Source organism: Allobosea sp. Leaf344 (assembly GCF_001426225.1).
Taxonomy (GTDB): domain Bacteria; phylum Pseudomonadota; class Alphaproteobacteria; order Rhizobiales; family Beijerinckiaceae; genus Allobosea.
Window position 1 is genome coordinate 1,132,973 of the sequence record NZ_LMRT01000001.1, and the last position, 21,332, is coordinate 1,154,304.

Annotated in this window: 19 protein-coding genes; 11 read left to right on the forward strand and 8 right to left on the reverse strand. The window is 69.4% G+C overall.

The window, feature by feature from the left end:
• On the reverse strand, positions 1 to 1,284 hold the full coding sequence (locus ASG72_RS05040; RefSeq protein WP_056709615.1) for a ferredoxin:protochlorophyllide reductase (ATP-dependent) subunit N: 1,284 nt from the start codon (positions 1,282 to 1,284) through the stop codon (positions 1 to 3).
• Positions 1,281 to 1,808, reverse strand: a complete 528-nt coding sequence (gene bchF, locus ASG72_RS05045) for a 2-vinyl bacteriochlorophyllide hydratase (RefSeq protein ID WP_056709616.1) — start codon at positions 1,806 to 1,808, stop codon at positions 1,281 to 1,283. The genes ASG72_RS05040 and bchF overlap by 4 nt, the downstream gene beginning before the upstream one ends.
• A 446-nt stretch (positions 1,809 to 2,254) precedes the next feature.
• Between bchF and ASG72_RS05050 the strand changes: the two genes are divergently transcribed.
• The 6 genes from ASG72_RS05050 to ASG72_RS05075 all read left to right on the forward strand — a co-directional run bounded on the left by ASG72_RS05050 (position 2,255) and on the right by ASG72_RS05075 (position 8,542).
• Entirely contained in the window at positions 2,255 to 3,163 is a 909-nt protein-coding gene (locus ASG72_RS05050) for a cobalamin B12-binding domain-containing protein (RefSeq protein WP_156395796.1), read from the forward strand.
• A gap of 75 nt (positions 3,164 to 3,238) precedes the next feature.
• Positions 3,239 to 4,687 (forward strand): transcriptional regulator PpsR, encoded by a 1,449-nt coding sequence (gene ppsR, locus ASG72_RS05055; RefSeq protein ID WP_082540086.1) that lies wholly within the window; start codon positions 3,239 to 3,241, stop codon positions 4,685 to 4,687.
• A gap of 103 nt (positions 4,688 to 4,790) precedes the next feature.
• Positions 4,791 to 5,705 (forward strand): chlorophyll synthase ChlG, encoded by a 915-nt coding sequence (chlG, locus tag ASG72_RS05060; RefSeq protein WP_056709619.1) that lies wholly within the window; start codon positions 4,791 to 4,793, stop codon positions 5,703 to 5,705.
• Positions 5,705 to 7,048 carry a BCD family MFS transporter gene (locus ASG72_RS05065; RefSeq protein ID WP_056709621.1) on the forward strand — a complete coding sequence of 448 codons (1,344 nt, stop codon included), beginning with the start codon at positions 5,705 to 5,707 and terminating at the stop codon, positions 7,046 to 7,048. Before chlG ends, ASG72_RS05065 begins: the two co-directional genes overlap by 1 nt.
• Before the next feature lie 5 nt (positions 7,049 to 7,053).
• A complete protein-coding gene (locus tag ASG72_RS05070) occupies positions 7,054 to 8,244 on the forward strand; it encodes a geranylgeranyl diphosphate reductase (RefSeq protein ID WP_056709991.1) in 1,191 nt (396 codons plus the stop codon).
• Positions 8,245 to 8,275: 31 nt separating this feature from the next.
• The gene (locus ASG72_RS05075; RefSeq protein ID WP_056709623.1) at positions 8,276 to 8,542 is read left to right on the forward strand and encodes a hypothetical protein; all 267 of its coding nucleotides are present in this window, start codon (positions 8,276 to 8,278) and stop codon (positions 8,540 to 8,542) included.
• Here the strand turns inward: ASG72_RS05075 and ASG72_RS05080 are convergent.
• From ASG72_RS05080 to ASG72_RS05100, 5 genes are all read right to left on the reverse strand, one after another.
• Positions 8,530 to 9,237, reverse strand: coding sequence for an OmpW family outer membrane protein (locus ASG72_RS05080; RefSeq protein ID WP_056709625.1), 708 nt, complete (start codon positions 9,235 to 9,237; stop codon positions 8,530 to 8,532). The genes ASG72_RS05075 and ASG72_RS05080 overlap by 13 nt on opposite strands.
• A gap of 273 nt (positions 9,238 to 9,510) precedes the next feature.
• Positions 9,511 to 10,770, reverse strand: a complete 1,260-nt coding sequence (locus ASG72_RS05085; RefSeq protein ID WP_056709628.1) for an allantoate amidohydrolase — start codon at positions 10,768 to 10,770, stop codon at positions 9,511 to 9,513.
• A gap of 10 nt (positions 10,771 to 10,780) precedes the next feature.
• Entirely contained in the window at positions 10,781 to 11,527 is a 747-nt protein-coding gene (locus tag ASG72_RS05090; RefSeq protein ID WP_056709630.1) for an SDR family NAD(P)-dependent oxidoreductase, read from the reverse strand.
• Between the two features lie 102 nt (positions 11,528 to 11,629).
• Positions 11,630 to 13,084 carry an undecaprenyl-phosphate glucose phosphotransferase gene (locus ASG72_RS05095; RefSeq protein WP_056709631.1) on the reverse strand — a complete coding sequence of 485 codons (1,455 nt, stop codon included), beginning with the start codon at positions 13,082 to 13,084 and terminating at the stop codon, positions 11,630 to 11,632.
• Positions 13,085 to 13,313: 229 nt separating this feature from the next.
• Entirely contained in the window at positions 13,314 to 14,468 is a 1,155-nt protein-coding gene (locus ASG72_RS05100) for an AbrB family transcriptional regulator (protein WP_082540087.1), read from the reverse strand.
• 240 nt (positions 14,469 to 14,708) lie between these two features.
• Between ASG72_RS05100 and ASG72_RS05105 the strand changes: the two genes are divergently transcribed.
• Both ASG72_RS05105 and ASG72_RS05110 read left to right on the forward strand, forming a co-directional pair.
• Positions 14,709 to 15,782, forward strand: coding sequence for a DMT family transporter (locus ASG72_RS05105; RefSeq protein ID WP_156395797.1), 1,074 nt, complete (start codon positions 14,709 to 14,711; stop codon positions 15,780 to 15,782).
• 119 nt (positions 15,783 to 15,901) lie between these two features.
• Entirely contained in the window at positions 15,902 to 16,945 is a 1,044-nt protein-coding gene (locus ASG72_RS05110) for a GMP reductase (RefSeq protein ID WP_056709635.1), read from the forward strand.
• A 55-nt stretch (positions 16,946 to 17,000) separates the two neighbouring features.
• Here ASG72_RS05110 and ASG72_RS05115 read toward each other — a convergent pair whose 3' ends face one another.
• Positions 17,001 to 17,561, reverse strand: coding sequence for a GcrA family cell cycle regulator (locus tag ASG72_RS05115; protein ID WP_056709637.1), 561 nt, complete (start codon positions 17,559 to 17,561; stop codon positions 17,001 to 17,003).
• A gap of 535 nt (positions 17,562 to 18,096) precedes the next feature.
• Between ASG72_RS05115 and ASG72_RS05120 the strand changes: the two genes are divergently transcribed.
• The 3 genes from ASG72_RS05120 (at position 18,097) to ASG72_RS05130 (ending at position 21,309) form a co-directional block, all read left to right on the forward strand.
• Positions 18,097 to 19,326 (forward strand): aspartate aminotransferase family protein, encoded by a 1,230-nt coding sequence (locus ASG72_RS05120; protein ID WP_056709639.1) that lies wholly within the window; start codon positions 18,097 to 18,099, stop codon positions 19,324 to 19,326.
• 67 nt (positions 19,327 to 19,393) lie between these two features.
• Entirely contained in the window at positions 19,394 to 20,314 is a 921-nt protein-coding gene (gene argF, locus ASG72_RS05125; protein ID WP_244488696.1) for an ornithine carbamoyltransferase, read from the forward strand.
• Positions 20,314 to 21,309 carry an Hsp33 family molecular chaperone gene (locus tag ASG72_RS05130; protein ID WP_056709644.1) on the forward strand — a complete coding sequence of 332 codons (996 nt, stop codon included), beginning with the start codon at positions 20,314 to 20,316 and terminating at the stop codon, positions 21,307 to 21,309. The genes argF and ASG72_RS05130 overlap by 1 nt, the downstream gene beginning before the upstream one ends.
• Positions 21,310 to 21,332: the final 23 nt, after the last annotated feature.

A 21,332-nucleotide genomic window follows, 5' to 3' on the forward strand; every position in this document is an offset into this window, starting at 1 on the left:
CTACACCTCCAGCGCCGCGCGGCGGATCAGCGGCCGGGCGAAGAGCTCGGCGAGATCCCCCGCCTGTTCGAAACCCTGGATCGGCGTGAAGACGAGCTCGATCGCCCATTTCGTCGTCAGCCCCAGCGCTTCGAGCGGGTTGGCGAGGCCGAGCCCGCAGACCGTGAGATCCGGCGCGGCGGCGATGCAGCGGCCGAGCTGGCGGTCGACATCCTGGCCCTCGCTGAGCTGGATGCCGGCCGGCAGCATGGCGAGATCGGCGGCGAGATGGTCGCGGTGGAGATAGGGGGTGCCGACCTCGACCAGCTCCATGCCCATCTCGCGCGACAGGAACCGGGCGATCGGGATCTCCAGCTGGCTGTCGGGGAAGAAGAAGACGCGCCGGCCGGCGAGGCTGCCGCGGGAATGATCGAGCGCACGCCGCGCCCGCTCGCGGCCGGGGGTGATCGCGGCCTCGAAACGGGCCGGGCAGATCGCGAAGGCCTCAGCCGCTGCCCTGAGCCAGGCCGTGGTGCCCTCGATCCCGAGCGGGAACGGGGCCGGGAGCCGCGTCGCGCCGCGCCGTTCGAGCGCGCGTGCGGTCTCGGTGAGGAAGGGCTGGGCCAGGAGATAGAGCGTGTCCGGCCCGATCTCCGGCATCGCGCCGGCCCGGCGCGCCGGCAGGAAGCCGATCTCGGCGATCCCCATCGCGGCGAAGAGCCGGCGGAACTGGTCCTCCACCGCATCCGCCAGCACACCGGCGACGAGGAGCTGGCGCGCGGCGCCGGACGGCCTCTCCGCCAGCGTCGGGACCAGCGCGGCGAGGCAGGCATCCTCGCCCTGGGTGAAGGTGGTCTCGATGCCGCTGCCGGAATAGTTCAGCACCCTGACCTGCGGCGTGAAACGCTGCGACAGGCGCTGCGCGGCGCGCGACAGATCGAGCTTGATCACCTCGGAGGGGCAGGACCCCACCAGGAAGAGCAGCCTGATCTCCGGCCGGCGCGCAAGCAGCCGCGCCACGACCGCGTCGAGCTCGGCATTGGCGTCAGCGAGGCCGGCGAGGTCCTTCTCCTCGATGATCGCCGTCGCGAAGCGCGGCTCGGCGAAGATCATCACCCCGGCGGCGGATTGCATGAGATGGGCGCAGGTGCGCGAGCCGACGATCAGGAAGAAGGCGTCCTGGATCTTGCGGTGCAGCCACATGATCCCGGTGAGGCCGCAGAACACCTCGCGCTGGCCGCGCTCGCGCAGCACCGGACGTTCGTCGCAGCCCTGGACGGCGGCGAGGGGAGCGAGCGCGTTCATGGCCGGCCTCCGAAGGCGCCATCGGCAGCCGGGGCCCAGTCGCGCGCCTGCAGGCGGGCCATGCGCAGCTTCACCAGGAATTGCGCGGCGTTGACGAGGTAGATCGCATAGGCCGCCAATGCGAGCAGCATCTGCGATCGCGGCGAGAGCGCCCCGCTCAGGATCGCGGCGAGATAGGCCGTGTGCAGGGCGATGACGACGAAGCTGACCGCGTCCTCCCAGAAGAAGGCCGGGGCGAAGAGATATTGGCCGAAGACGTCACGCTCCCACAGCGCGCCGGTGACCATGATGGCGTAGAGCACCAGCGTCTTGGCGATGATCGACAGCGTCGCCGCCTGATAGCCCTCGCCGCCGGCGAGGTAGCGCAGCACCAGCACCAGGCTGACCAGGAAGACGGCGAATTGCAGGGGCGCCAGCACGCCCTGCACCAGGGTCCAGCGCGAGAGATCGCGGCGGCGACGCTGTTCGGGCGTGTAGAGGGCCCCGCCCTCCCTGCCTGTCCGTTCGCCTGCTGATCGCGGCATGGGACGCCCCCGAACCCGATGCGCCGGCAAAGGCGGCGCTCATCTGATGGGCAGATTGGCGCCAGGAATCGGAAGTGTCAATCTGACTGGACACTATTTTTGGTTAGACTGTCATAGCTAGTAGACAGACGACGAAATCGGGGTAGTCTGAGACGTTGTCCATCCAGGGATGAAGACGTCCTGCATCGGAGATGAAGGGCGCCGCTCCCGGCCATTGGTGAACCGCGATGCCGAAGCAGAGCCCCTCCAGGAGCCGGCGCAGTCGCGATGCAGGCCGGGATTCGCGGCTTCATCATTGCCGCGGCGCCGATGGCATGCTTCATTCTGCGTCAACAGGCCGAGAGAATGCGCTTTCCGGATGGTCCGTTGCTATCCCGCAACCTGATCATGACAGGACCGCCAGAGTCCCTGCGCCGGACAGCCTCTCGCCCGAGGGAGGTGACGCCATGCCTGGTCGGGGATTCAACCCGCCCGATCGCCAGATGGCTGCGGAAGACCAGGCGGGATACGGGCCGCTCGGGCTGGCGAATTGGTGCCCGGGGCTGCCGGTCGAGCCTCTGCCGGAATTGCGGGACGATCTGGCACGCACCATCGAGAGCGAGATCATTCCCCGGCTGATGCTGGCGCACCGGCTGTCGCCCGGCACCCGCGCGTCCCCTTTGGAAGCGCCGGCGCCCGCGCCGATCCTGCTGTCGCCGGCCGATATCGAGCAGTTCTGCGAGATCATCGTCCGCAAGCCGCTGGCGATGGCGCGCGAGCATATCGACGGGCTGCGCGCCCGCGGCATGACGTTGGAGGCGATCATCGGCTCGGTGCTGTCGGAGACGGCGCGCCATCTCGGCCAGCTTTGGGAAAGCGATCGCTGCAGCTTCGTCGACGTCACCGTCGGCCTGTCGCGGCTGCAGCAATTGCTGCGGATCTACGGGCCCGATTTCGAGGGCGACAAGGCGGCCGGCGAACCCAGCCCGCGGATCCTGCTGGCCGCGATCCCGGGCGAGCAGCACACATTCGGCCTGTCGGTGGTGGAAGAGTATTTTCGCCGCGCCGGCTGGCTGGTCGAGGTCGAGATCGGCGGCTCGCGCCAGGGCCTCGTCGAGCGGCTCGGCGCGGAATGGTTCGACGTGATCGGGCTGTCGGCGAGCGGTGAAACGGCCGCCCCCAGCATCGCCACGCTGATCGCCGGGCTGCGCGGCGGCTCGCTCAACCGGTCTGTACAGGTCGTACTGGGCGGTTTCCTGTTCAATGAGCGGCCGGAACTGGCGCGCGAGCTCGGTGCCGATGGCGGCGCCCGCGACGCCAATGACGGTTTGATCCAGGTCAGGAGCCTGATCGCCGCCAAAAAGATTACTTGTTGATTGGACCATGCGTCGTTATCTGCCTAAAGCCTCTGATCGCGGGCCGTAACAGACAGAAAGCGGGCCTTCGTTGTCATGAACGTCTTTACGCCCCAAGCTCCGGCGCTCGGTTTCAAAGGTCAGACGTCCTGGCTGAAGGGGCTGGCGCCCGATATCGCCGGCAGCCTGATCACGGCCGCCGCCGATATCGCATTGGTGCTCGACAATGACGGCACGATCCGCGACGTGGCGCTCGCCAGCGACGATCTCAGGCGCGAAGGCTTCGAGGATTGGGTCGGCAAGCGCTTCTGCGACGTGGTGACGGTGGAGAGCCGGCCCAAGGTCCAGGATTTGCTCGACAGCGCCGGCCATTCGGCCACCGTGCATTTCCGCGAGATCAACCATCCCAGCGCCGGCGGTCCCGACGCACCCGTGCGCTACAGCGCCGTGCGGATCAGCAGCGAGGGTCCGGTGATCGCGCTGGGCCGCGATTTGCGCCATTACGCCAGCCTGCAGCAGCGGCTGGTCGAGTCGCAGCAGGCGATGGAGCGCGAATATGCCAGGCTGCGCATGGCCGAGACGCGCTATCGCATGCTGTTCAATCTGGCCTCCGAGCCGGTCGTGATCCTGGAGGCGGCGAGCCTCAAGATCGTCGAGGCCAATCCGGCCGCGCTGCGCCTGCTCGAACTCGACCCCGGCCGCCTCGCCAGCCTCTCGATCCTCGCCGGCTTCGGCCGGGACGGGGGCGAGGCGCTGCAGGCGATGCTGCGCGGGGCGCGGCTCTCCGGCGCGGCCGAGGGTGTCGACGTCGCCCTCGCCAGTTCCGGCCGGCGCTTCACCGCCTCGGCTTCGGGGTTCAGGCAGGATGGCGGCAGCTATCTGCTGCTACGCTTCACGCCGATCGGCGGGGCGGTGGCCGCCGATGACGGCGCCGCCCGGCGGCTCGCGGCGATGGTCGACAAGTTTCCCGACGGTTTCGTCGTCATCGGCCAGGATCTGTCGATCCTGCAGGCCAACCGCGCCTTCCTGGACATGGCGCAGCTCGCCTCGAAGCAGCAGGCCGTCGGCGAATCGCTGGAGCGCTGGCTCGGGCGGCCGGGGATCGACCTGCCGCTGCTGATGGTGACGCTGACCGAGCATGGCGTGGTGCGCAATTTCACGACCGTGATCCGCGGCGCCTTCGGCGGCACGGAAGAGGTCGAGGTCTCGGCCGTCCCGGCGATTACCGGCGACACGCCGGCCTTCGGCTTCGTGATGCGCAGCCAGGGCGCGCGCAGCGCCATGGAAAGCCAGCGCGGCCGCGCCTTGCCGCGCTCGGTCGAGCATCTCGCCGAGCTGGTCGGGCGGGTCTCGCTGAAGGAGCTGGTCCGCGAGACCACCGATGTGATCGAGAAGCTCTGCATCGAGGCGGCTCTGGAGCTCAGCAAGGATAATCGCGCCTCCGCGGCGCAGATGCTCGGGCTCAGCCGCCAGAGCTTCTACGCCAAGCTCAGGCGCTATGGGCTGGGCGATCTCGACGAGGCGGAGCCGAGCGAGATCAACTGACGGAAGGCGGCGAGACCGTCGGCACGTTTGAGTGTCCGATTTTGTTGACACTCGTTTGTCAATTTCGATTGACGGTTTTGGCCGAGGCTCCTAGCCTGCGGGGATGACGCGCTTCAGCATCCAGGCTCCGCTGCCGTCCCGCCCCGCGCCCGGCGCGGTGCTCGAACTGCTGAAGCCGATCACCTGGTTCGCCCCGATGTGGGCCTATGGCTGCGGCGTGATCTCCTCCGGCCAGCCGCTGGCGGCTCATCTGCCCGAGATCGCGCTGGGGATCCTGCTGGCCGGCCCGCTGGTCTGCGGCACCAGCCAGGCCGCCAATGACTGGTATGACCGCCATGTCGACGCGATCAACGAGCCCGACCGGCCGATCCCCTCGGGCCGGATCCCCGGAAGCTGGGGCTTCTTCATCGCGCTGGGCTGGACGGCGCTGTCGCTGCTGGTGGCGAGCCTGCTCGGCGTCGCGGTGCTCGCCGCGGCGGCTTTCGGGCTGGTGCTGGCCTGGGTCTACAGCGCGCCGCCGCTGCGGCTGAAGCAGAATGGCTGGTGGGGCAATGCCGCCGTCGGCCTCTGCTATGAGGGGCTGCCCTGGTTCACCGGGGCGGCGGCCCTGCTCGGCGGCGTACCGGATGGGCGCATCCTGGCGCTGGCGCTGCTCTACAGCCTCGGCGCGCACGGCATCATGACGCTCAACGATTTCAAGTCGGTGGAGGGGGACCGGCAGATGCGGCTGCAATCGCTGCCGGTGCAGCTCGGCATTGACCGTGCCGCCAGGCTCGCCTGCTGGGTGATGGCGCTGCCGCAGCTCCTCGTGATCCTGCTGCTCTGGCATTGGGGGCAGGCTCTGTTCGCAGGTCTGGTCGCGGCGCTGCTGGCGGCGCAGATCCTGCTGATGCTGCGGCTGCTGGCGGCGCCGCGCGAGCGCGCCGCCTGGTACAACGCGACCGGGACGACGCTCTACGTGCTCGGCATGCTGGCCAGCGCCTTCGCCCTGCGCGATCTCGCGATGGCGGGGCCGTGATGGCCGGCGCGCAGCCGCTGCCGCTGGGCTGGCTCGGCATCGTCCGGCTCGGGCTGGTGCAGACGGCGCTGGGCGCCATCGTGGTGCTCACCACCTCGACCATCAACCGGATCATGGTCGTCGAACTCGCTCTGCCGGCCGTGCTGCCGGGGCTGCTGGTCGCGTTGCATTACGCGGTGCAGGTGCTGCGGCCGCGCTGGGGCCATGGCTCCGATGTCGGCGGAAGGCTGACCCCCTGGATCGTCGGCGGCATGGCCGTGCTGGCGCTCGGCGGCTTCGGCGCGGCGTTGGCCACGGCGCTGATGGCGACGCAGTTCTGGGCGGGGGTCGCCCTGGCTTGCCTCGCCTTCCTGATGATCGGCATCGGCGTCGGCGCCAGCGGCACCTGCCTGCTGGTGCTGCTCTCGCGCCGCGTCGCCGACGAGCGCCGGCCCGCCGCTGCGACCGTGGTCTGGGTGATGATGATCTGCGGCTTCATCCTCACCGCCGGTCTCGCCGGCCATTGGCTGGATCCGTTCTCGACGACGCGGCTCGTCCTGGTCACCGGCGTGGTCAGCCTGATCGCCTTTGGCCTGACCTGCCTCGCCGTGCACGGCGTCGAGGCGGCTTCCGGAGCGGCGCACCCCGCGCCGGCGCAGGCCGAGACGGATTTCCTCACGGCCCTGCGCGAGGTCTGGGCCGAGCCGCAGGCGAGCTTGTTCGCGATCTTCGTCTTCGTCTCGATGGTGGCCTATTCCGCCCAGGACCTGATCCTGGAGCCGTTCGCGGGCACGGTCTTCGGCTTCACCCCGGGCGAAAGCACCAAGCTCGCCGGCGTGCAGAATGGCGGCGTGCTGGCGGGAATGCTGCTGGTGGCGCTGGTCACCAGCCTCGCCGGCCCGCGTGCCGGCTCGCTGCGGCTCTGGGCGGTCGGCGGCTGCCTGGCCTCGGCGCTGGCGCTGGCCGCTTTGTCGGTCGCGGCCTTCATCGGGCCCGGCTTCCCGATCCGCCCCGTGGTCTTCGCCCTCGGCCTCGCCAACGGGGCCTATGCGGTCGCGGCGATCGGCCAGATGATGCGCCTGGTCGGGGCCGGCAGGCCCGACCGCCAGGGCGTGCGCATGGGGCTGTGGGGCGCGGCGCAGGGCGTCGCCTTCGGCCTGGGCGGGCTGCTCGGCGCCGCGGCGAGCGATCTGGCGCGTCAGCTCCTCGCCTCTCCCGTTCTCGCCTATGCCGCGGTGTTCACGGCCGAGGCGGTCCTCTTCCTGATATCGGCGGCGCTGGCCCTGGCGGTGGCGCGGCAGGGGCTGGTCCCATCGCGCCAGGACGATCAGCGGGCGCCGGCTCTGCGCCCCAGCCCGGGATGACGCCCATGACCCAGCAGCAGGACCTGTTCGATGTCGTCGTCGTCGGGGGCGGACCAGCCGGAGCGACGGCGGCCGCCGATCTCGCGGCGGCGGGGCGCAAGGTCCTGCTGCTCGACCGGGGCGGCCGGATCAAGCCCTGCGGCGGGGCGATCCCGCCGCGGGCGATCCGCGATTTCGCCATTCCGCCCGCGCAGATCGTCGCGCGGATCAGCTGCGCCCGCATGGTGTCCCCGTCCCGGATCGGGGTCGACATGCCGATCGAGAACGGCTTCGTCGGCATGGTCGACCGCGAGCATTTCGACCCGTTCCTGCGGGAACGCGCGGCGATCGCCGGTGCCGCGCGTGAGACCGGGACCTTCGAGCGCTTCGCCCGCGACGAGGACGGCACCGCGCGGCTGCATTTCCGCAGGGGCGACGGCAGCGAGGCGAGCGTGCGGGCCCGCATGGTGATCGGCGCCGATGGTGCGATCTCGGCGCTGGCCAAGGCGGCGATGCCGCGGGCCAAGCGCCCGCCCTTCGTCTTCGCCTATCACGAGATCGTCCGGGCACCGCGGCAAAGCGCGGCCGCCTATGACCCGCGCCGCTGCGACGTGATCTATCAAGGCGAGGTATCGCCGGATTTCTACGGCTGGGTGTTCCCGCATGGCGACACCGCCAGCATCGGCACCGGCAGTGCGCGCAAGGGCTTCTCGCTGAAGGATGCGGTGTCGCGGCTGCGTGCGGCGACGGGGCTCGCCGAGGCCGAGACGCTGCGCCGCGAAGGCGCGCCCATCCCGATGAAGCCGATGAAGCGCTGGGACAATGGCCGCGACGTGATCCTGGCCGGAGATGCGGCCGGCGTGGTCGCGCCCGCCTCGGGCGAAGGCATCTACTACGCCATGCTCTGCGGCAGGCTGGCGGGCGAGGCGGTCGACCTCGCCCTGGCGAGCGGCGATGCGCGAGCGCTGACATCGGCGCGCCGGCGCTTCATGGCGGAGCATGGACGGGTGTTCTTCGTGCTCGGCCTGCTGCAATGGATCTGGTACCGCAGCGACAAGAGACGCGAGCAATTCGTAAAGCTCTGCCGCGACCCAGATGTGCAGAAGCTGACCTGGGAATCCTACATGAACAAGCAGCTCGTACGCGGGCGGTTCATGTCGCATATCCGGGTGTTCTTCACCGATCTCGGCCATCTGCTCGGGCTGGCCCGAAGCTGAGCGCGGGTTTGCAGCGCAACGGGCACCGCTCATGGTTCATCTGGTCGATCTCGCTCTGGCGATCCTGCTCTTCGAGGCCGCGCTGCTGCTGGCGCTGCGCGGCCGCCATGGCCTGCCGGCGCGCGACATCCTGCTGATCGCGCTGGCGGGGCTCGGCCTGCTGGCGGCGCTGCGCGCGGCCCTGGCGGACGGCGCCTCCTGGCTGGTGCCGCTCGGACTCAGCCTGGCGGGGCTGGCCCATGGCGCCGATCTCTGGCTGCGGCTGAAGCGCGGGGCGGGGCCGGCTCAGAAACGGTAGGTCACGCCGGAATGGAGAACCAGCGGGTCGAGCTTGACCTTGGCCCGGATCGGGACGCCGCCCAAGGTTCCGCGCGTCTTGGCCTCCAGGAAGACCTTCTTGGCGTCGATGAAGACGCCCCAATGCTCGCTCATCATGTAGTTGAAGCCGGCCTGGACCGCGACCCCCAGCGCATGATCGGTCTTGAGCCGGCGGACCGCCCCGTCCTGGTCGTTGACGATCACCATCAGGCTCGGGCCCACACCGAGATAGGGCTGGAAGGCGCCGAGACCGGTGAAATGATATTGCGCGGTTAATGCCGTCGGGCCGCCGGAAACCTTGCCGAGCGTTCCGAGGCCGGTGATCGAGCCCCGCGCCTCGACCTTGACCAGCGGCGGGTAGCCGCCGGCGAAGCCGATGGCGATGGACGGAGTGAGGAAATACCCCGCCTCGACGGCGAAGCTCAGCGAATTCGGGATGCGGACATCCGCACCGGGAATGCGCATGCCGCCCGCCCACATCCTGGCCGATTCCGAATAGACCAGGCCGGCGGGACCGGCATGGAGATAGAAGCGCTGGAAGGGCTGCGCGAGCGGCGGCTGCGGCGCCGCGCGGCCAGGCGAGGCGAGATCGGCCGCGGCGGCAGGAGCTGCGGCGGGAGCTGCGGCGGTCAAGGCGAGCAGGATGGCGAGACTGGCTTTTGGCGAGCGCGTCATGTCGAACCCGAAATCAGGGGCACCGTCCGGGACGGTCCGGAAGATGAGCTGTCGACATTAACAGCCATCTACGAAGTTTTTACGACAACTTCCTTTGCGTCATCTGGTCGCAACGGGTCCGCCCGGCGCTCGCAGGACGTTGCGCGAGCGGGGATCGCAGCCGGATCGCCCGTCTCGTCTTGCGGTTGATCGGCCGATCGGCCACATGGTGAAGCAGGAGCCGCGGCCGGGCTCGCGGCCACGCCGGGGTCGGGGCTGCCGGGCCTTCGTCGCTTACGCCGCGCGCCGCGCCAGCTCGAGCACCGTCTCCAGCATCACGCGGATCGCGATCCCGGCATCGGCCTCCGTCATCGCTTCCAGCGGCGAATGGCTGATGCCTTTCTCGTTGCGCACGAAGAGCATCGCCGCCGGGCAGAGCCTGGCCATCGCCATGGCGTCGTGGCCGGCGCCCGACGGCAGGCGCCGCGCCTTGAGATTGGCGCCGGTGCGGGCGATGCCGGCGGCCAGCGCCTCCTGCAGCGGTTCCGCCATCGGCGTCGCATCGTCGTGCGAATAGGGCGAGATCGCCAGGGAGACGCCGCGGCGCTCCGCGATCTCGGCGAATCGCGTCGCGATCGCCCGGTCCATGCTGGCGAGCGTGTCGTTGCGCGGGCAGCGGAAATCGATGGTGAAGTCGACGGCGCCGGGCACGACATTGGTAGCGCCGGGATCGGGCCTGAAGACGCCGACCGTGCCGACCGCCTGATCATGCGCCGAGGCGATCTCCTCCAGTGCCAGCGCCATCTCGGCGGCGGCGGCCAGCGCGTCCCGCCGCAGGCGCATCGGCACCGTGCCGGCATGGCCGGCTTCGCCGGTGACGCGCACCCGGGCCCGCTTCTGCGCATTGATCGCGGTGACGATGCCGACCGGCTCGTCCTCCGCCTCCAGAACCGGCCCCTGTTCGATATGGAGTTCGAGATAGGCGGCGACCGAGGCCGGCGGCCTGGCGAGGGCGGGAATGCCGAGGGGATCGCAGCCGAAGCCGAGCAGCGCGTCGCGCAGCGTGATGCCGTCGGTGTCGCGGCCGTCCAGCCATTCCTGGCGATACTCCCCGGCGAGCGCCCGCGACGTCGAGAGCGAGGTCGGGAAGCGGACATTCTCCTCGTCGCCGAAGGCCACCACCTCCAGCGGGAAGGGCAGTACGATGCCGGCGTCACGCAGCGCCTGGGCCACCAGGATCCCGGCGACGACGCCGAGATTGCCGTCGAAGCGGCCGCCATCCTTCACCGTGTCGATATGGGAGCCGATCATCACCGAGGGCGCCCCGGGCTTCGCCCCTTCGCGCCGGCCCTGGACCGAGCCGGCGGCGTCGATATGGGCGGAGAGGCCGGCGACCTCCATCGCGCCGCGCGTCCACTCCGCCGCCTGGCGATGGGCGGGCGAGAGATAGAGCCTGGTCAGCTTGCCCGGCTCGTCGCTGAAGCGGTTCAGGCCGGCGAGCGCCGCGAAGGCGCGGGCGCCGAGCACGGCGGCGGTGGGGAGGGTCTGGGTCATGGCGGAGAGCCTAATAGGTCGCCCGCCCGCCCGAAAGGTCGAAGACGCCGCCGGTGGTGAAGCTGTTCTCGGCCGAAGCGAGGAAGGCGACCATGGCCGCGACCTCGTCGGGCAGGAGGAAGCGCCCGCGCGGGATCTTGGCCAGCATGTAGCCGATATGCTCCTCGCTCATCTGGTCGAAGATGCGGGTGCGGGCCGCCGCCGGGGTGATGCAGTTGACCGCGATGTCCTGGGTGGCGAGCTCCTTGCCGAGCGATTTCGTCAGCGCGATCACCGCGGCCTTGGAGGCGGAATAGGCGGAGGCGTTGGGATTGCCCTCCTTGCCGGCGATCGACGCGACCAGGACGAGCCGGCCGTAATTGCGCCTGATCATGCCGGGGATCACCGCCTGGCAGCAATGCAGCGTGCCGTCGACGTTCAGCCGCATCACCCGGGCCCATTCCTCGAGCGGATAGTCCCAGGTCTTGTGATTGGCGCCGGCGATGCCGGCACTGGTCACCAGGATGTCGACGCCGCCATGGCGCGCCTCGAGCGCATCCGCCGCAGCCTTGACCGCTGCGGGATCGGTGACGTCGACGGCATGGCCGCTGGTCTCGCCGCCGATCTCGGCAGCGGCCTGGGCCGCCAGCGCCCCGTCGACGTCCCAGATCTCCACCTTGGCGCCGCTGGCGGCGAAGCGCGCGGCAATGGCACGGCCGATGCCCTGGGCCCCGCCAGTGACGATGGCGACGCGTCCGTTTAAATCGATTTGATTCATGGGTGGCTCTCTGGTCCCGGGCAAGGACGCCACGGTAACCGCAGGCTTGGCGGAGCGCCAGATGGCAGAGGCCGGCCCGGAATGCGCTGCGGGCGGGGGCGCTCAGCCGGCGTTGCGATAGGCCTTGGCGCTGAACACCGTGCGCAGCAGGATGGCGAGATCGAGCCAGAGCGACCAATTGTCGATATACCAATGGTCGCAGGCGATGCGCCTGGCCATCTTCTCGTCGGTATCCGTCTCGCCGCGAAAACCGTTGACCTGGGCCCAGCCGGTGATACCGGGCTTGACGTTGTGACGCCGCGCATAGAGCGCGATCTTGCGCTGGAATTCATGGTCATGGGCGAGCGCATGCGGCCGTGGGCCGACCAGCGACATCTGCCCGGAGATGACGTTGAGCAATTGCGGCAGCTCGTCGAGGTTGTAGCGGCGCAGGAAACGGCCGATCCTTGTGATGCGCGGGTCGTTCCGCCGCGCCTGGAGGATCACGTCGCCATCGTCGCTGGTCGTCATGGTGCGAAATTTGACGATCCGGAACGCCTGCTGGTTGAAGCCGTAGCGGCGTTGCAGGAACAGGACGGGGCCGGGTGAATCGAGCCGGATCAGCAGGGCGACGAGCAGCAGCAGCGGCAGCGTCACGATCAGGATCAGCGACGCCGCCACCAGATCGAAGCCGCGCTTGGCGATGATCTCGACCGGGTTGAGCGCCGGGCGCGTCAGGCGCAGGCTGGCGAGCGAGCCGATGCGGACGATATGGGGATTGTCGAAGCGGTCCATGATCCGCTCCGGCGTGAGATGGATCGCGACCGGCAGGTTCATGAAGGCGTCGACGCAGGCGTCGATCGTCTCCTGATCGGCCCAGGGCACCGCTATGAACACCGCATCCGGCCGCAGCTGCCGACAGCGGGCGGCGGCGCTGGTGAGATCGGCCTTCAGCGCGGCGGCGGGGTCGTTGATGCGGCGGGCATCGTTGCTGCGCAGGAAGGCGACGTCGACGATGGCGAAGCCCATGTTCCAGGGCTGGTGGCGCGAGACGAAGGACATCACCTCCGGCTCGCGGCCGATGATGAAGACCCGTTCCGCGGTGAGGCGCCCGGTCTTGCTCGCCAGGGACACCGCCCTGACGACGGCCGAGCGGGCGAGGCCGATCACCGGGACGCCGGCGAGATAGGTGACCAGCACTACGGCGCGCGAATATTGATCGACGATCTTGGCCATGAAGACGATGGCGATGAAGGCGACGAGCGTGATGTTCCAGGCCGCGAAGGCCGAGGCGGCCTGCCGCCGCGTCGAGAGATAATTGGCGAGCTGGTAGCGGCCGCGCAGCAGATTGGTGAAGACGAAGATCGAGGCCAGCATCAGCGCGAGTTCGGTGCCGGTGCGGGGGTCGCCGAGGGAATGATAGACGGCGAGATGATAGGCGACCGTCACCGCCGCGACGACCAGCATCACCACCGCCGCATCGATGGCCGCCGTCGTCACGCCGATCCAGGGTCGCCAGCCGCTGAAGCGCTCCTCGGCCGGCGACAGGGGGGCGAAATCGAGATCGTTGACGCTCATCGGAAAGCGGGGCCCGGACGCTGCAGGCCGGCCGGGCCTGTGCGGGGCGCAGGCGGCAGGATCTTTCCGGCGCCGCGCCGGGCTGCGCTGCCGCAATCCCCGTGCCGCCGGACTCTGCTCCAGAACGCGGCGATCTCGCGGATCATCCGGCTGCGGCCGGGCGCTTCCATGGGTGGGCGCGAACGCCTTGTGTCGTTTCAGGACAGGCCTGGCGCAAACCGGCCTAGTCTCACCGCTCGCTTTCGCCCTTGCCCTCGCCGCCTGCGGTCTCGTCCTGCGGGTCTGCGCCGGGCTTCTTCCGCCCGATCAGCAGCCCGAAGAGCGGGCCGGCGCTGATCATCACCAGGAAGACGCGGATGATGTGATGAGCCGCGACGAAGGCGACCTCCATGTGCAAGGCGAGCGCGATCAGGCTCATCTCCGCCAGCCCGCCCGGCGAATAGGCCAGGATCAGCGGGACAGGGCCATGCACCGAGACCCGCGCCACGAGATAGGCGAAGCCGAGCGTCAGCGCGAGCAGGATGACGGTCGAGCCCAGCGACAGGGCCAGGATGCGCAGGATCAGCCGCGGCGTGGTGCCGACGAAGCGGCAGCCGATGGTGACGCCGAGGATCAGCTGGGCGGCGTTGACGATCTCGAAGGGCGGCACGGAATCGCTCCAGCCCAGCATGTGCACCGCGGCGCTGACCACCATCGGGCCGAGCAGGAATTTCGCCGGCATCCGCAGCCAATGCGCCAGCACGATCCCGGCGAGGCCGCAGGCCAGCAGGGTCAGCTCGGCGAAGAGCGGCGTGGTGGCGATCGAGGGGCCGGAGGCGCGAGCGCCCCCGAGCGGCACGCCGCCGATCCATTGCACGATGAAGGGCAGCGTCATCACCACCAGCAGGATGCGGGCGGAATGGATCAGGGCGATGATGCGGGCATCGCCGCCCTTCTCCTCGCCGACGGTGACCATCTCGATCAGACCGCCCGGCATGCCGGCGAAGAAGGCGGTGACCGGGTCGAAGCCGCCGAAGCGCCGGAAATAGCCGACGCAGGCGATGGCGCAGGCGATCATGAACAGCACCAGCCCGGCCAGGGTCGGCAGCCAGTTCGGCAGCTGCGCGACGATGTCGGGCTTGAAGCCGGCGCCGAGCATCACGCCGATCACCATGGTCATGGGCGGCCGGATCACCGAGGGGGCGGCGACCGGCAGGCGCAGCAGCGCGGCCGCCGTGCAGACCACCATCGAGCCCAGCATCCAGGGCAGAGGCAGGCGGGCCTGGACGAAGAGCCAGCCGCCGATCCCGCCGAGCAGCAGGGCGAGGGCGAAGCGGCGATAGGGAAAGCGCGAGGGGGCGAGCGAACGCAGGCCAGCCACGAAACCCGACAGCAGATCCCTCATCGTCTCCAGCTCGTTTGCCGGGATGGTGCCATCCCTCGATCCCGCCGCCGCAAGCCTCCTACACCGCAACGTCCCGAGCAGACAGGGCGCGTCCGGCATGGGGCCTGTGCCGGGAGGTCGTATCGACCGCAGCCTGGGACAACCCCGCCATGCCGCAGCACGGCTGGCGCGAAGCCCTCGATTCCTCAATGATTTGCCGGGGTGGACAACGCTGCCGGTCTGCCGGCCAACGGTTTGACGATGAGCGAGGAACGAGAGGGCGGGCGCGGGCCGGGTTCCGGCTTCGAGACCGAGGGCGCGGAGCCGTTCCTGCCGCGCGACGAGGCGCAAGAGGCGCCGCCCGAGCCGCCGGCGCCGACCCGAGCGGCCGAGCGCCCCGCCGCGATGGATGCTCTGCCGGCGCGAACAGGTGCCGTCGCCAAGCTGCGCCAGGGGCTGGCCCGGCGCTGGCAGGGCGCCAGCCCCAATCTACGCGGCTCGATCTACATGTTCTCGGCGATGCTGGTCTATGCCGTGATGGTCGGCGGCATCAAACATGTCGGCAGCGCCATTCCGCTGGTCCAGATCCTGCTGATCCGCCAGATCATCATGAGCCTTGTGATCATGGCGATCGCCGGAGCCGCCCTGCCCGTGCTGCTGCGCACGACGCGACCGGGGCTGCAGGTGCTGCGCGGCGTGGTGACGCTGATCTCGATGCTGTTCGGCTTCACCGCCATCATCATGATCCCGCTGGCGCAGGCCACGGCGATCGGGTTCAGCCAGGTGCTGTTCGTGACCATCGCGGCCGTGCTGGTGCTGAAGGAGACCGTCGATGCGCGGCGCTGGGTCGCCACCGCGATCGGCTTCGCCGGGGTTCTGATCATGCTGAACCCGTTCGGCGACGGGCTGAACATCTATGCGCTGATGGCGGTGGGCGGGGCGCTGTTCAGCGCCGCGATCACCATCAGCGTGCGGATGCTGGCGGCGACGGAGCGCACGGAGACGATCCTGCTCTGGCAGGGCGGCGTGCTGATCCTGGCGCTGGCGGTGCCGACCTGGCTGCTCTGGGTTCCGCCGACCGCCGAGCAATGGATCTGGCTGGTGGTGCTCAGCCTGTTCGGCACGGCCGGGCAATGGCTGATCACCCGCGCCTATCAGGTCGGCGAGGCGGCGGCGCTGGCCCCGCTCGATTTCAGCCGGCTGATCATCTCGAGCTTCACCGGCTTCGTCTTCTTCGCCGAGATCCCGGCGCTGGCGACCTGGATCGGCGCGGCGATCGTGATCGGCGCGACGCTCTACACGATCCGCCGCAATGCCCGGCAGCGGCCGCATTGACCGGGGCCAGCGGGGCCGCTCCGGGCTTGCCCGCTCGGCCGCCGGTTGCCTCCGCCGCCGCCTGCCGGCTATGTATCGGCGCACGCAAAAGGCGTGCTGCCTGATCCGCGAGGCCGCCCATGCGCATCGAAAACGATCCGAAGCTCGATTTCCGCGACGTGCTGATCCGGCCGAAGCGCTCGACGCTGAGCAGCCGCGCCCATGTCGACGTCAACCGCAGCTTCCGCTTCGCCCATACCGGCACGGAATGGAGCGGCTTCCCGCTGATCGCCGCCAATATGGATGTGGTCGGCACCATGCCGATGGCGCGCGCGCTGCTGAAGCACGGCGCGATGGTGGCGCTGCACAAGCATTACAGCGCGGCGGAACTGATCGCCTTCTTCAAGGAGCCGGAATCGGCCAACGCCTTCTATTCGCTCGGCACCACCGCCTCCGACCATGAGAAGCTGATGGCGGTGCATGCGCAGGCGCCGATCAGCAAGATCTGCCTCGACGTCGCCAATGGCTATACCGAGAAATTCGTCGATACGGTGAAGGCGACGCGGGAGGCCTTTCCCAAGGCCGCGATCATGGCCGGCAACGTCGTCACCGGCGACATGACGGAGGCGCTGATCCTCGCCGGCGCCGACATCGTCAAGGTCGGCATCGGGCCGGGCTCGGTCTGCACCACGCGCAAAATGACCGGGGTCGGCTATCCCCAGCTCTCGGCGATCATCGAATGCGCCGACGCCGCCCATGGGCTGAAGGGCCTGGTCTGCGGCGATGGCGGCTGCACCGTGCCGGGCGATCTCGCCAAGGCCTATGGGGCCGGCGCCGATTTCGTGATGCTGGGCGGCATGCTCGCCGGCCATGACGAATGCGACGGCGAGATCCGCTACGAGCAGCATGGCCACGAGAAGGTCGCGGTCGGCATGACCTTCTATGGCATGTCCTCCGACACGGCGATGAAGCGCTATTCCGGCGGCGTCGCGAAATACCGCGCCTCCGAGGGCAAGACCGTGGAAGTGCCCTATCGCGGGCCGGTGGAGGGCACGCTGCTGGAGCTGATGGGCGGGGTGCGCTCGGCGATGACCTATATCGGCGCGGTGCGGCTGAAGGAGATGCCGAAGCGCACCACCTTCATCATGGTCGGCAGCCAGCTCAACACCGTCTTCGGCAACTGAAACGAAAGGAGCCGGCCCGAAGGCCGGCTCCTCGACGGACGCTCCGGCGCGCCGGTCAGACCCGCGCGGCGAGCTTGCTGCGATCGCGGCGGCGATCGGCGGCGGGCTGGTAGGCGATCCGCGCGTGGTAGCTGCAATAGGGCATGCCGGTCTGCGAGCGGCCGCCGCAGAAGCGGAATTCCGGCGTGGTCGGATCGCCCATCGGCCAGCGGCACATATATTCGCGCAGATCCATGATGGTGACCCGCTCGGAGAAGGGGATCACCACATCCTCCGACGGCGCCGGCGCCGGATCGGCCGTCATGTCCGGCTCGGCCTCCTCGGCATAATGCGGCGCGAGCGCGTTGGCGCCGCGCGTCATGCCGGCGGAGGCACCCGCGGCGGGGGCGCTCGGCGAGCGGGTCGGCGCCTTGCGCGGCGCGGCGTTGCGCGCGGCGGCCGGAGCCGCCGGGTTCTTGGCGCGACCCGACAGGCCGAGACGGTGGACCTTGCCGATCACCGCGTTGCGGGTGACGCTGCCGAGCTCCGTCGCGATCTGACTGGCGCTGAGTCCGTCGCTCCAGAGCTTCTTGAGCAGTTCGACCCGCTCCTCCGTCCACGCTCCGGCTTCGTTCATCGGCTTCACCTGTCATGTCTTAGGCCATCCCTTCGCAGGGCTGGCTTATGGGCGGATCGTGGCGGAATCCGAGACCGGCAGCGCCCGCGGTCAAACGGGAGCTGTTACAGCCGGAACTGTCGGTACTGGGGTCGCCGCACGAGATGTCGTATCTGACTGACGGGACCATACAAGATGGCCGGACTCGGCGACAAGAGTCCTCGAATCAGTTTTCGTCTTTTCCCCAGGCCTTTCACCAATCGCGAGTCAAGCGAGGGGCCCTCGCGGCGCCCGGAGCCGCCCTTCCCGGAGCGCGGGAATTGACAGCGGCTGAGGGACTTAGCATAGTCCTGCCGTTGCCGCCCCCGTTCGGGCGGCGCTTGTTTTTGCGGAACGTCATCGATGCACGTGGCGATGCGACGAGAGGCCGGAAGCTGGCTGCGACGATAAAGTCGTCGTCGGGTCGCATTGTGCCGGCATGATCCCTGCCGCCCCGGACCGTCGTTCACTCCCAGCCCTCATCCTTCACGCCTCGCCCGTCGTTAGGACCGCGTCCATGTCTTCCGTTTCCCAGACCGCCGCCACCCCCTCTCCCTCCGTGCTGCTGCCGACCTATGCGCGGGCGCCCGTCGCCTTCGAGCGTGGCGAAGGCGCCTGGGCGATCACCGCCGACGGCACGCGCTATCTCGATTTCGGCGCCGGCATCGCGGTCAACGCGCTCGGCCATGCGCATCCGCATCTGGTCGAGGCGCTGACCGCGCAGGCCGGCCGGATCTGGCATACCTCGAACCTCTACACGATGCCCGAGGGCGAGCGGCTGGCGCGCCGGCTCTGCGAGGCGACCTTTGCCGACCGCGTCTTCTTCACCAATTCCGGCGCCGAGGCGAACGAGGCGGCGATCAAGATGGCGCGGAAATACCATGCCGCGAAGGGCCATCCCGAGCGCTTCCGCATCATCACCTTCGAAGGCGCCTTCCATGGCCGGACGCTGGCGACGATCGCCGCCGGCGGCCAGCAGAAATACATCGACGGCTTCGGCCCCAAGGTCGAAGGCTTCGACCAGGTGCCGTTCGACGATCGCGAGGCGCTGCTGGCGGCGATCACGCCCGAGACGGCGGCGCTGATGATCGAGCCGATCCAGGGCGAGGGCGGGCTGCGCTCGGTGCCGCCGCAGATGCTGCGCGAGCTGCGGGCGCTGTGCGACGAGCACGGGCTGCTGCTGATCTTCGACGAGATCCAGACCGGCGTCGGCCGCACCGGGAAATTCTTCGCGCATGAGCTGGCGGGGGTCACCCCCGACATCATGTCGATCGCCAAGGGCATCGGCGGCGGCTTCCCGATGGGCGCCTGCCTGGCGACCGAGGAGGCGGCGGCGGGCATGACGCTCGGCAGCCACGGCACCACCTTCGGCGGCAATCCGCTGGCCATGGCGGTCGGCAATGCGGTGCTCGACGTCGTGCTGGCGCCGGGCTTCATCGAGACGGTGGCCCAGACCGGGCTCCGGTTGCGGCAGTCGCTGGCCCAGCTCAAGGACCAGCATCCGGAGGTGATCGCCGAGATCCGCGGCGAAGGGCTGATGCTGGGGCTGAAGCTGCACACGCCGAACATGGATTTCGTCGCCGAGGCGCGGGCCCAGGGGCTGCTCGTGGTCGGGGCCGGCGACAATGTGGTGCGCCTGCTGCCGCCGCTGATCATCGGCGAGACCGAGGTCAAGGAGGCGGTGGCGCGGCTCGACCGCGCGGCCCAGGCCGTCGAGGCGACGCTGAAACGCCCGGCGGCGGAATGATCCGAGCGGCCTCGCCCAACCCGATCAGCCCGCCACCATTTCCTGTCCAGACGTGAAGGACGCGCCCGTGACGCGCCATTTCCTCGATCTTTCCGATTTCTCCGCTGAGCAGCTGCGCGCCATCCTGCGCAAGGGCGGGGAGATGAAGGCCCGCCGCCGCACGCCGGACGCCGCCGCCGACCGCCTGCTCGACGGCAAGGTGATCGCGATGATCTTCGAGCAGCCGAGCCTGCGCACCCGCGTATCCTTCGATGTCGGCATCCGCGAGCTCGGCGGTTCACCGATGATGGTGACCGGCCAGGAGATCGAGCTGGGCGAGCGCGAGACCATCGCCGACACCGCCCGCGTGCTGTCGCGCTATGTCGACGCGATCATGATCCGCATGCTCGACCACGACGCCGTGGTCGAGATGTCGCGCCATGCGACCGTGCCGGTGATCAACGGGCTGACCAAGCGCCAGCATCCGTGCCAGGTGATGGCCGATGTGATGACCTTCGAGGAGCGCAAGGGGCCGATCGCCGGCCGGCGCATCGCCTGGACCGGCGACAGCAACAATGTGCTGACCTCCTGGATCCATGCGGCCGGCCGGCTCGATTTCGAGCTCGCCATCGCCACGCCGGAAGAGCTGGCGCCGCCGCCGGCGCTGGTCGACTGGGCGCGCAAGCAGGGCGCGAGGCTGAAGCTGATGACCCGGCCCGAGGCGGCGGTCGAGGGCGCCGATTGCGTCATCACCGATTGCTGGGTCTCGATGGGCGACGAGGAAGGCACGCGCCATAATCTGCTGCGGCCCTACCAGGTCGACGAGAGGCTGCTGGCCCGGGCCGAGAAGGACGCGATCTTCATGCATTGCCTGCCCGCCAGCCGCGGCGAGGAGGTCACCGATTCCGTGATGGACGGTCCGCAATCCGCGGTGTTCGACGAGGCGGAGAACCGGCTGCATGCGCAGAAGGGCATTCTCGCCTGGTGCTTCGGCGGGGTGCAGGCCTGATGGCTGACGAGGCCGATCTGGTGGCGCTGGACGACCGCGTCGTCCCCTTCACCGTGCCCGATCTCGACGTGCGCGGCCGGGTCGTCCGGCTCGGGCCCTCGCTCGACCGGATCCTGGACCGGCATGATTATCCCGAGCCGGTCGCCCGCGTACTGGGCGAGGCTGCGGCGCTGACCGTGCTGCTCGGGACCGCGCTGAAATTCGAGGGCCGCTTCCAGCTCCAGACCAAGAGCGACGGGCCGATCTCGATGATGGTGGTCGATTTCAACGCCCCGGATTCCTATCGCGCCGTGGCTCATGTCGACGAGGCCAAGCTCGAAGAGGCGATCGCCCGCGACGCGCTGAGCACGGGGGATCTGCTCGGCGACGGCCATCTCGCCATGACCGTCGACCAGGGCTCGCAGATGACGCGCTACCAGGGGGTGGTGGCGCTGGAGCGGCAGAGCCTGGAAGAGGCGGGGCACCAGTATTTCCGGCAATCCGAGCAGATCCCGACCCGCATCCGGCTCGGTGTCGGCGAGGTGGTCGGTGCGGCCGGACGGCAATGGCGCGCCGGCGGGCTCCTGGTGCAGTTCATGCCGCATTCGCCGGAGCGGCTGCGCGCCGCCGATCTCCATCCCGGCGACGCGCCGGAAGGCCATGAGATCCTGACCCAGGACGATCCGGACGGGATCAGCGACGATGCCTGGCGCGAGGCGCGCTCGCTGGTCGAGACGGTGGAGGATCACGAGCTGCTCGACCCGATGCTGGAGAGCGAGCGCCTGCTCTACCGGCTCTTCCACGAGCGCGGCGCCCGGGTCTTCGAGCCGGTGATCGTGCAGGAGAATTGCCGCTGCTCGCGCGAGCGCGTGCTGGGCATGCTGCGCGGCTTCTCCGCCGAGGACCGCCAGGCGATGGTGGCCGATGACGGTACGCTCGGCGTGACCTGCGAATTCTGCTCGCGGCGCTATGTCTTTAGGGCCGAAGAGGTCGAGGAAGGGCTCGGGACGGAGTGACTCCTGCCCGTCATTGCGAGCGT

Bases quoted from the DNA above. Each gene is read 5' to 3' on its own strand.
- ppsR (WP_082540086.1), top strand. From the start codon at position 3,239: ATGAACGTCTTTACGCCCCAAGCTCCGGCGCTCGGTTTCAAAGGTCAG.
- ASG72_RS05050 (WP_156395796.1), top strand. From the start codon at position 2,255: ATGCCTGGTCGGGGATTCAACCCGCCCGATCGCCAGATGGCTGCGGAA.
- bchF (WP_056709616.1), bottom strand. From the start codon at position 1,808: ATGCCGCGATCAGCAGGCGAACGGACAGGCAGGGAGGGCGGGGCCCTC.
- ASG72_RS05105 (WP_156395797.1), top strand. From the start codon at position 14,709: ATGAGCGAGGAACGAGAGGGCGGGCGCGGGCCGGGTTCCGGCTTCGAG.
- ASG72_RS05120 (WP_056709639.1), top strand. From the start codon at position 18,097: ATGTCTTCCGTTTCCCAGACCGCCGCCACCCCCTCTCCCTCCGTGCTG.
- ASG72_RS05115 (WP_056709637.1), bottom strand. From the start codon at position 17,561: ATGAACGAAGCCGGAGCGTGGACGGAGGAGCGGGTCGAACTGCTCAAG.
- ASG72_RS05065 (WP_056709621.1), top strand. From the start codon at position 5,705: ATGGCCGGCGCGCAGCCGCTGCCGCTGGGCTGGCTCGGCATCGTCCGG.
- ASG72_RS05130 (WP_056709644.1), top strand. From the start codon at position 20,314: ATGGCTGACGAGGCCGATCTGGTGGCGCTGGACGACCGCGTCGTCCCC.
- ASG72_RS05070 (WP_056709991.1), top strand. From the start codon at position 7,054: ATGACCCAGCAGCAGGACCTGTTCGATGTCGTCGTCGTCGGGGGCGGA.
- ASG72_RS05040 (WP_056709615.1), bottom strand. From the start codon at position 1,284: ATGAACGCGCTCGCTCCCCTCGCCGCCGTCCAGGGCTGCGACGAACGT.
- ASG72_RS05080 (WP_056709625.1), bottom strand. From the start codon at position 9,237: ATGACGCGCTCGCCAAAAGCCAGTCTCGCCATCCTGCTCGCCTTGACC.
- ASG72_RS05095 (WP_056709631.1), bottom strand. From the start codon at position 13,084: ATGAGCGTCAACGATCTCGATTTCGCCCCCCTGTCGCCGGCCGAGGAG.
- ASG72_RS05110 (WP_056709635.1), top strand. From the start codon at position 15,902: ATGCGCATCGAAAACGATCCGAAGCTCGATTTCCGCGACGTGCTGATC.
- chlG (WP_056709619.1), top strand. From the start codon at position 4,791: ATGACGCGCTTCAGCATCCAGGCTCCGCTGCCGTCCCGCCCCGCGCCC.
- ASG72_RS05090 (WP_056709630.1), bottom strand. From the start codon at position 11,527: ATGAATCAAATCGATTTAAACGGACGCGTCGCCATCGTCACTGGCGGG.
- ASG72_RS05100 (WP_082540087.1), bottom strand. From the start codon at position 14,468: ATGAGGGATCTGCTGTCGGGTTTCGTGGCTGGCCTGCGTTCGCTCGCC.
- ASG72_RS05075 (WP_056709623.1), top strand. From the start codon at position 8,276: ATGGTTCATCTGGTCGATCTCGCTCTGGCGATCCTGCTCTTCGAGGCC.
- ASG72_RS05085 (WP_056709628.1), bottom strand. From the start codon at position 10,770: ATGACCCAGACCCTCCCCACCGCCGCCGTGCTCGGCGCCCGCGCCTTC.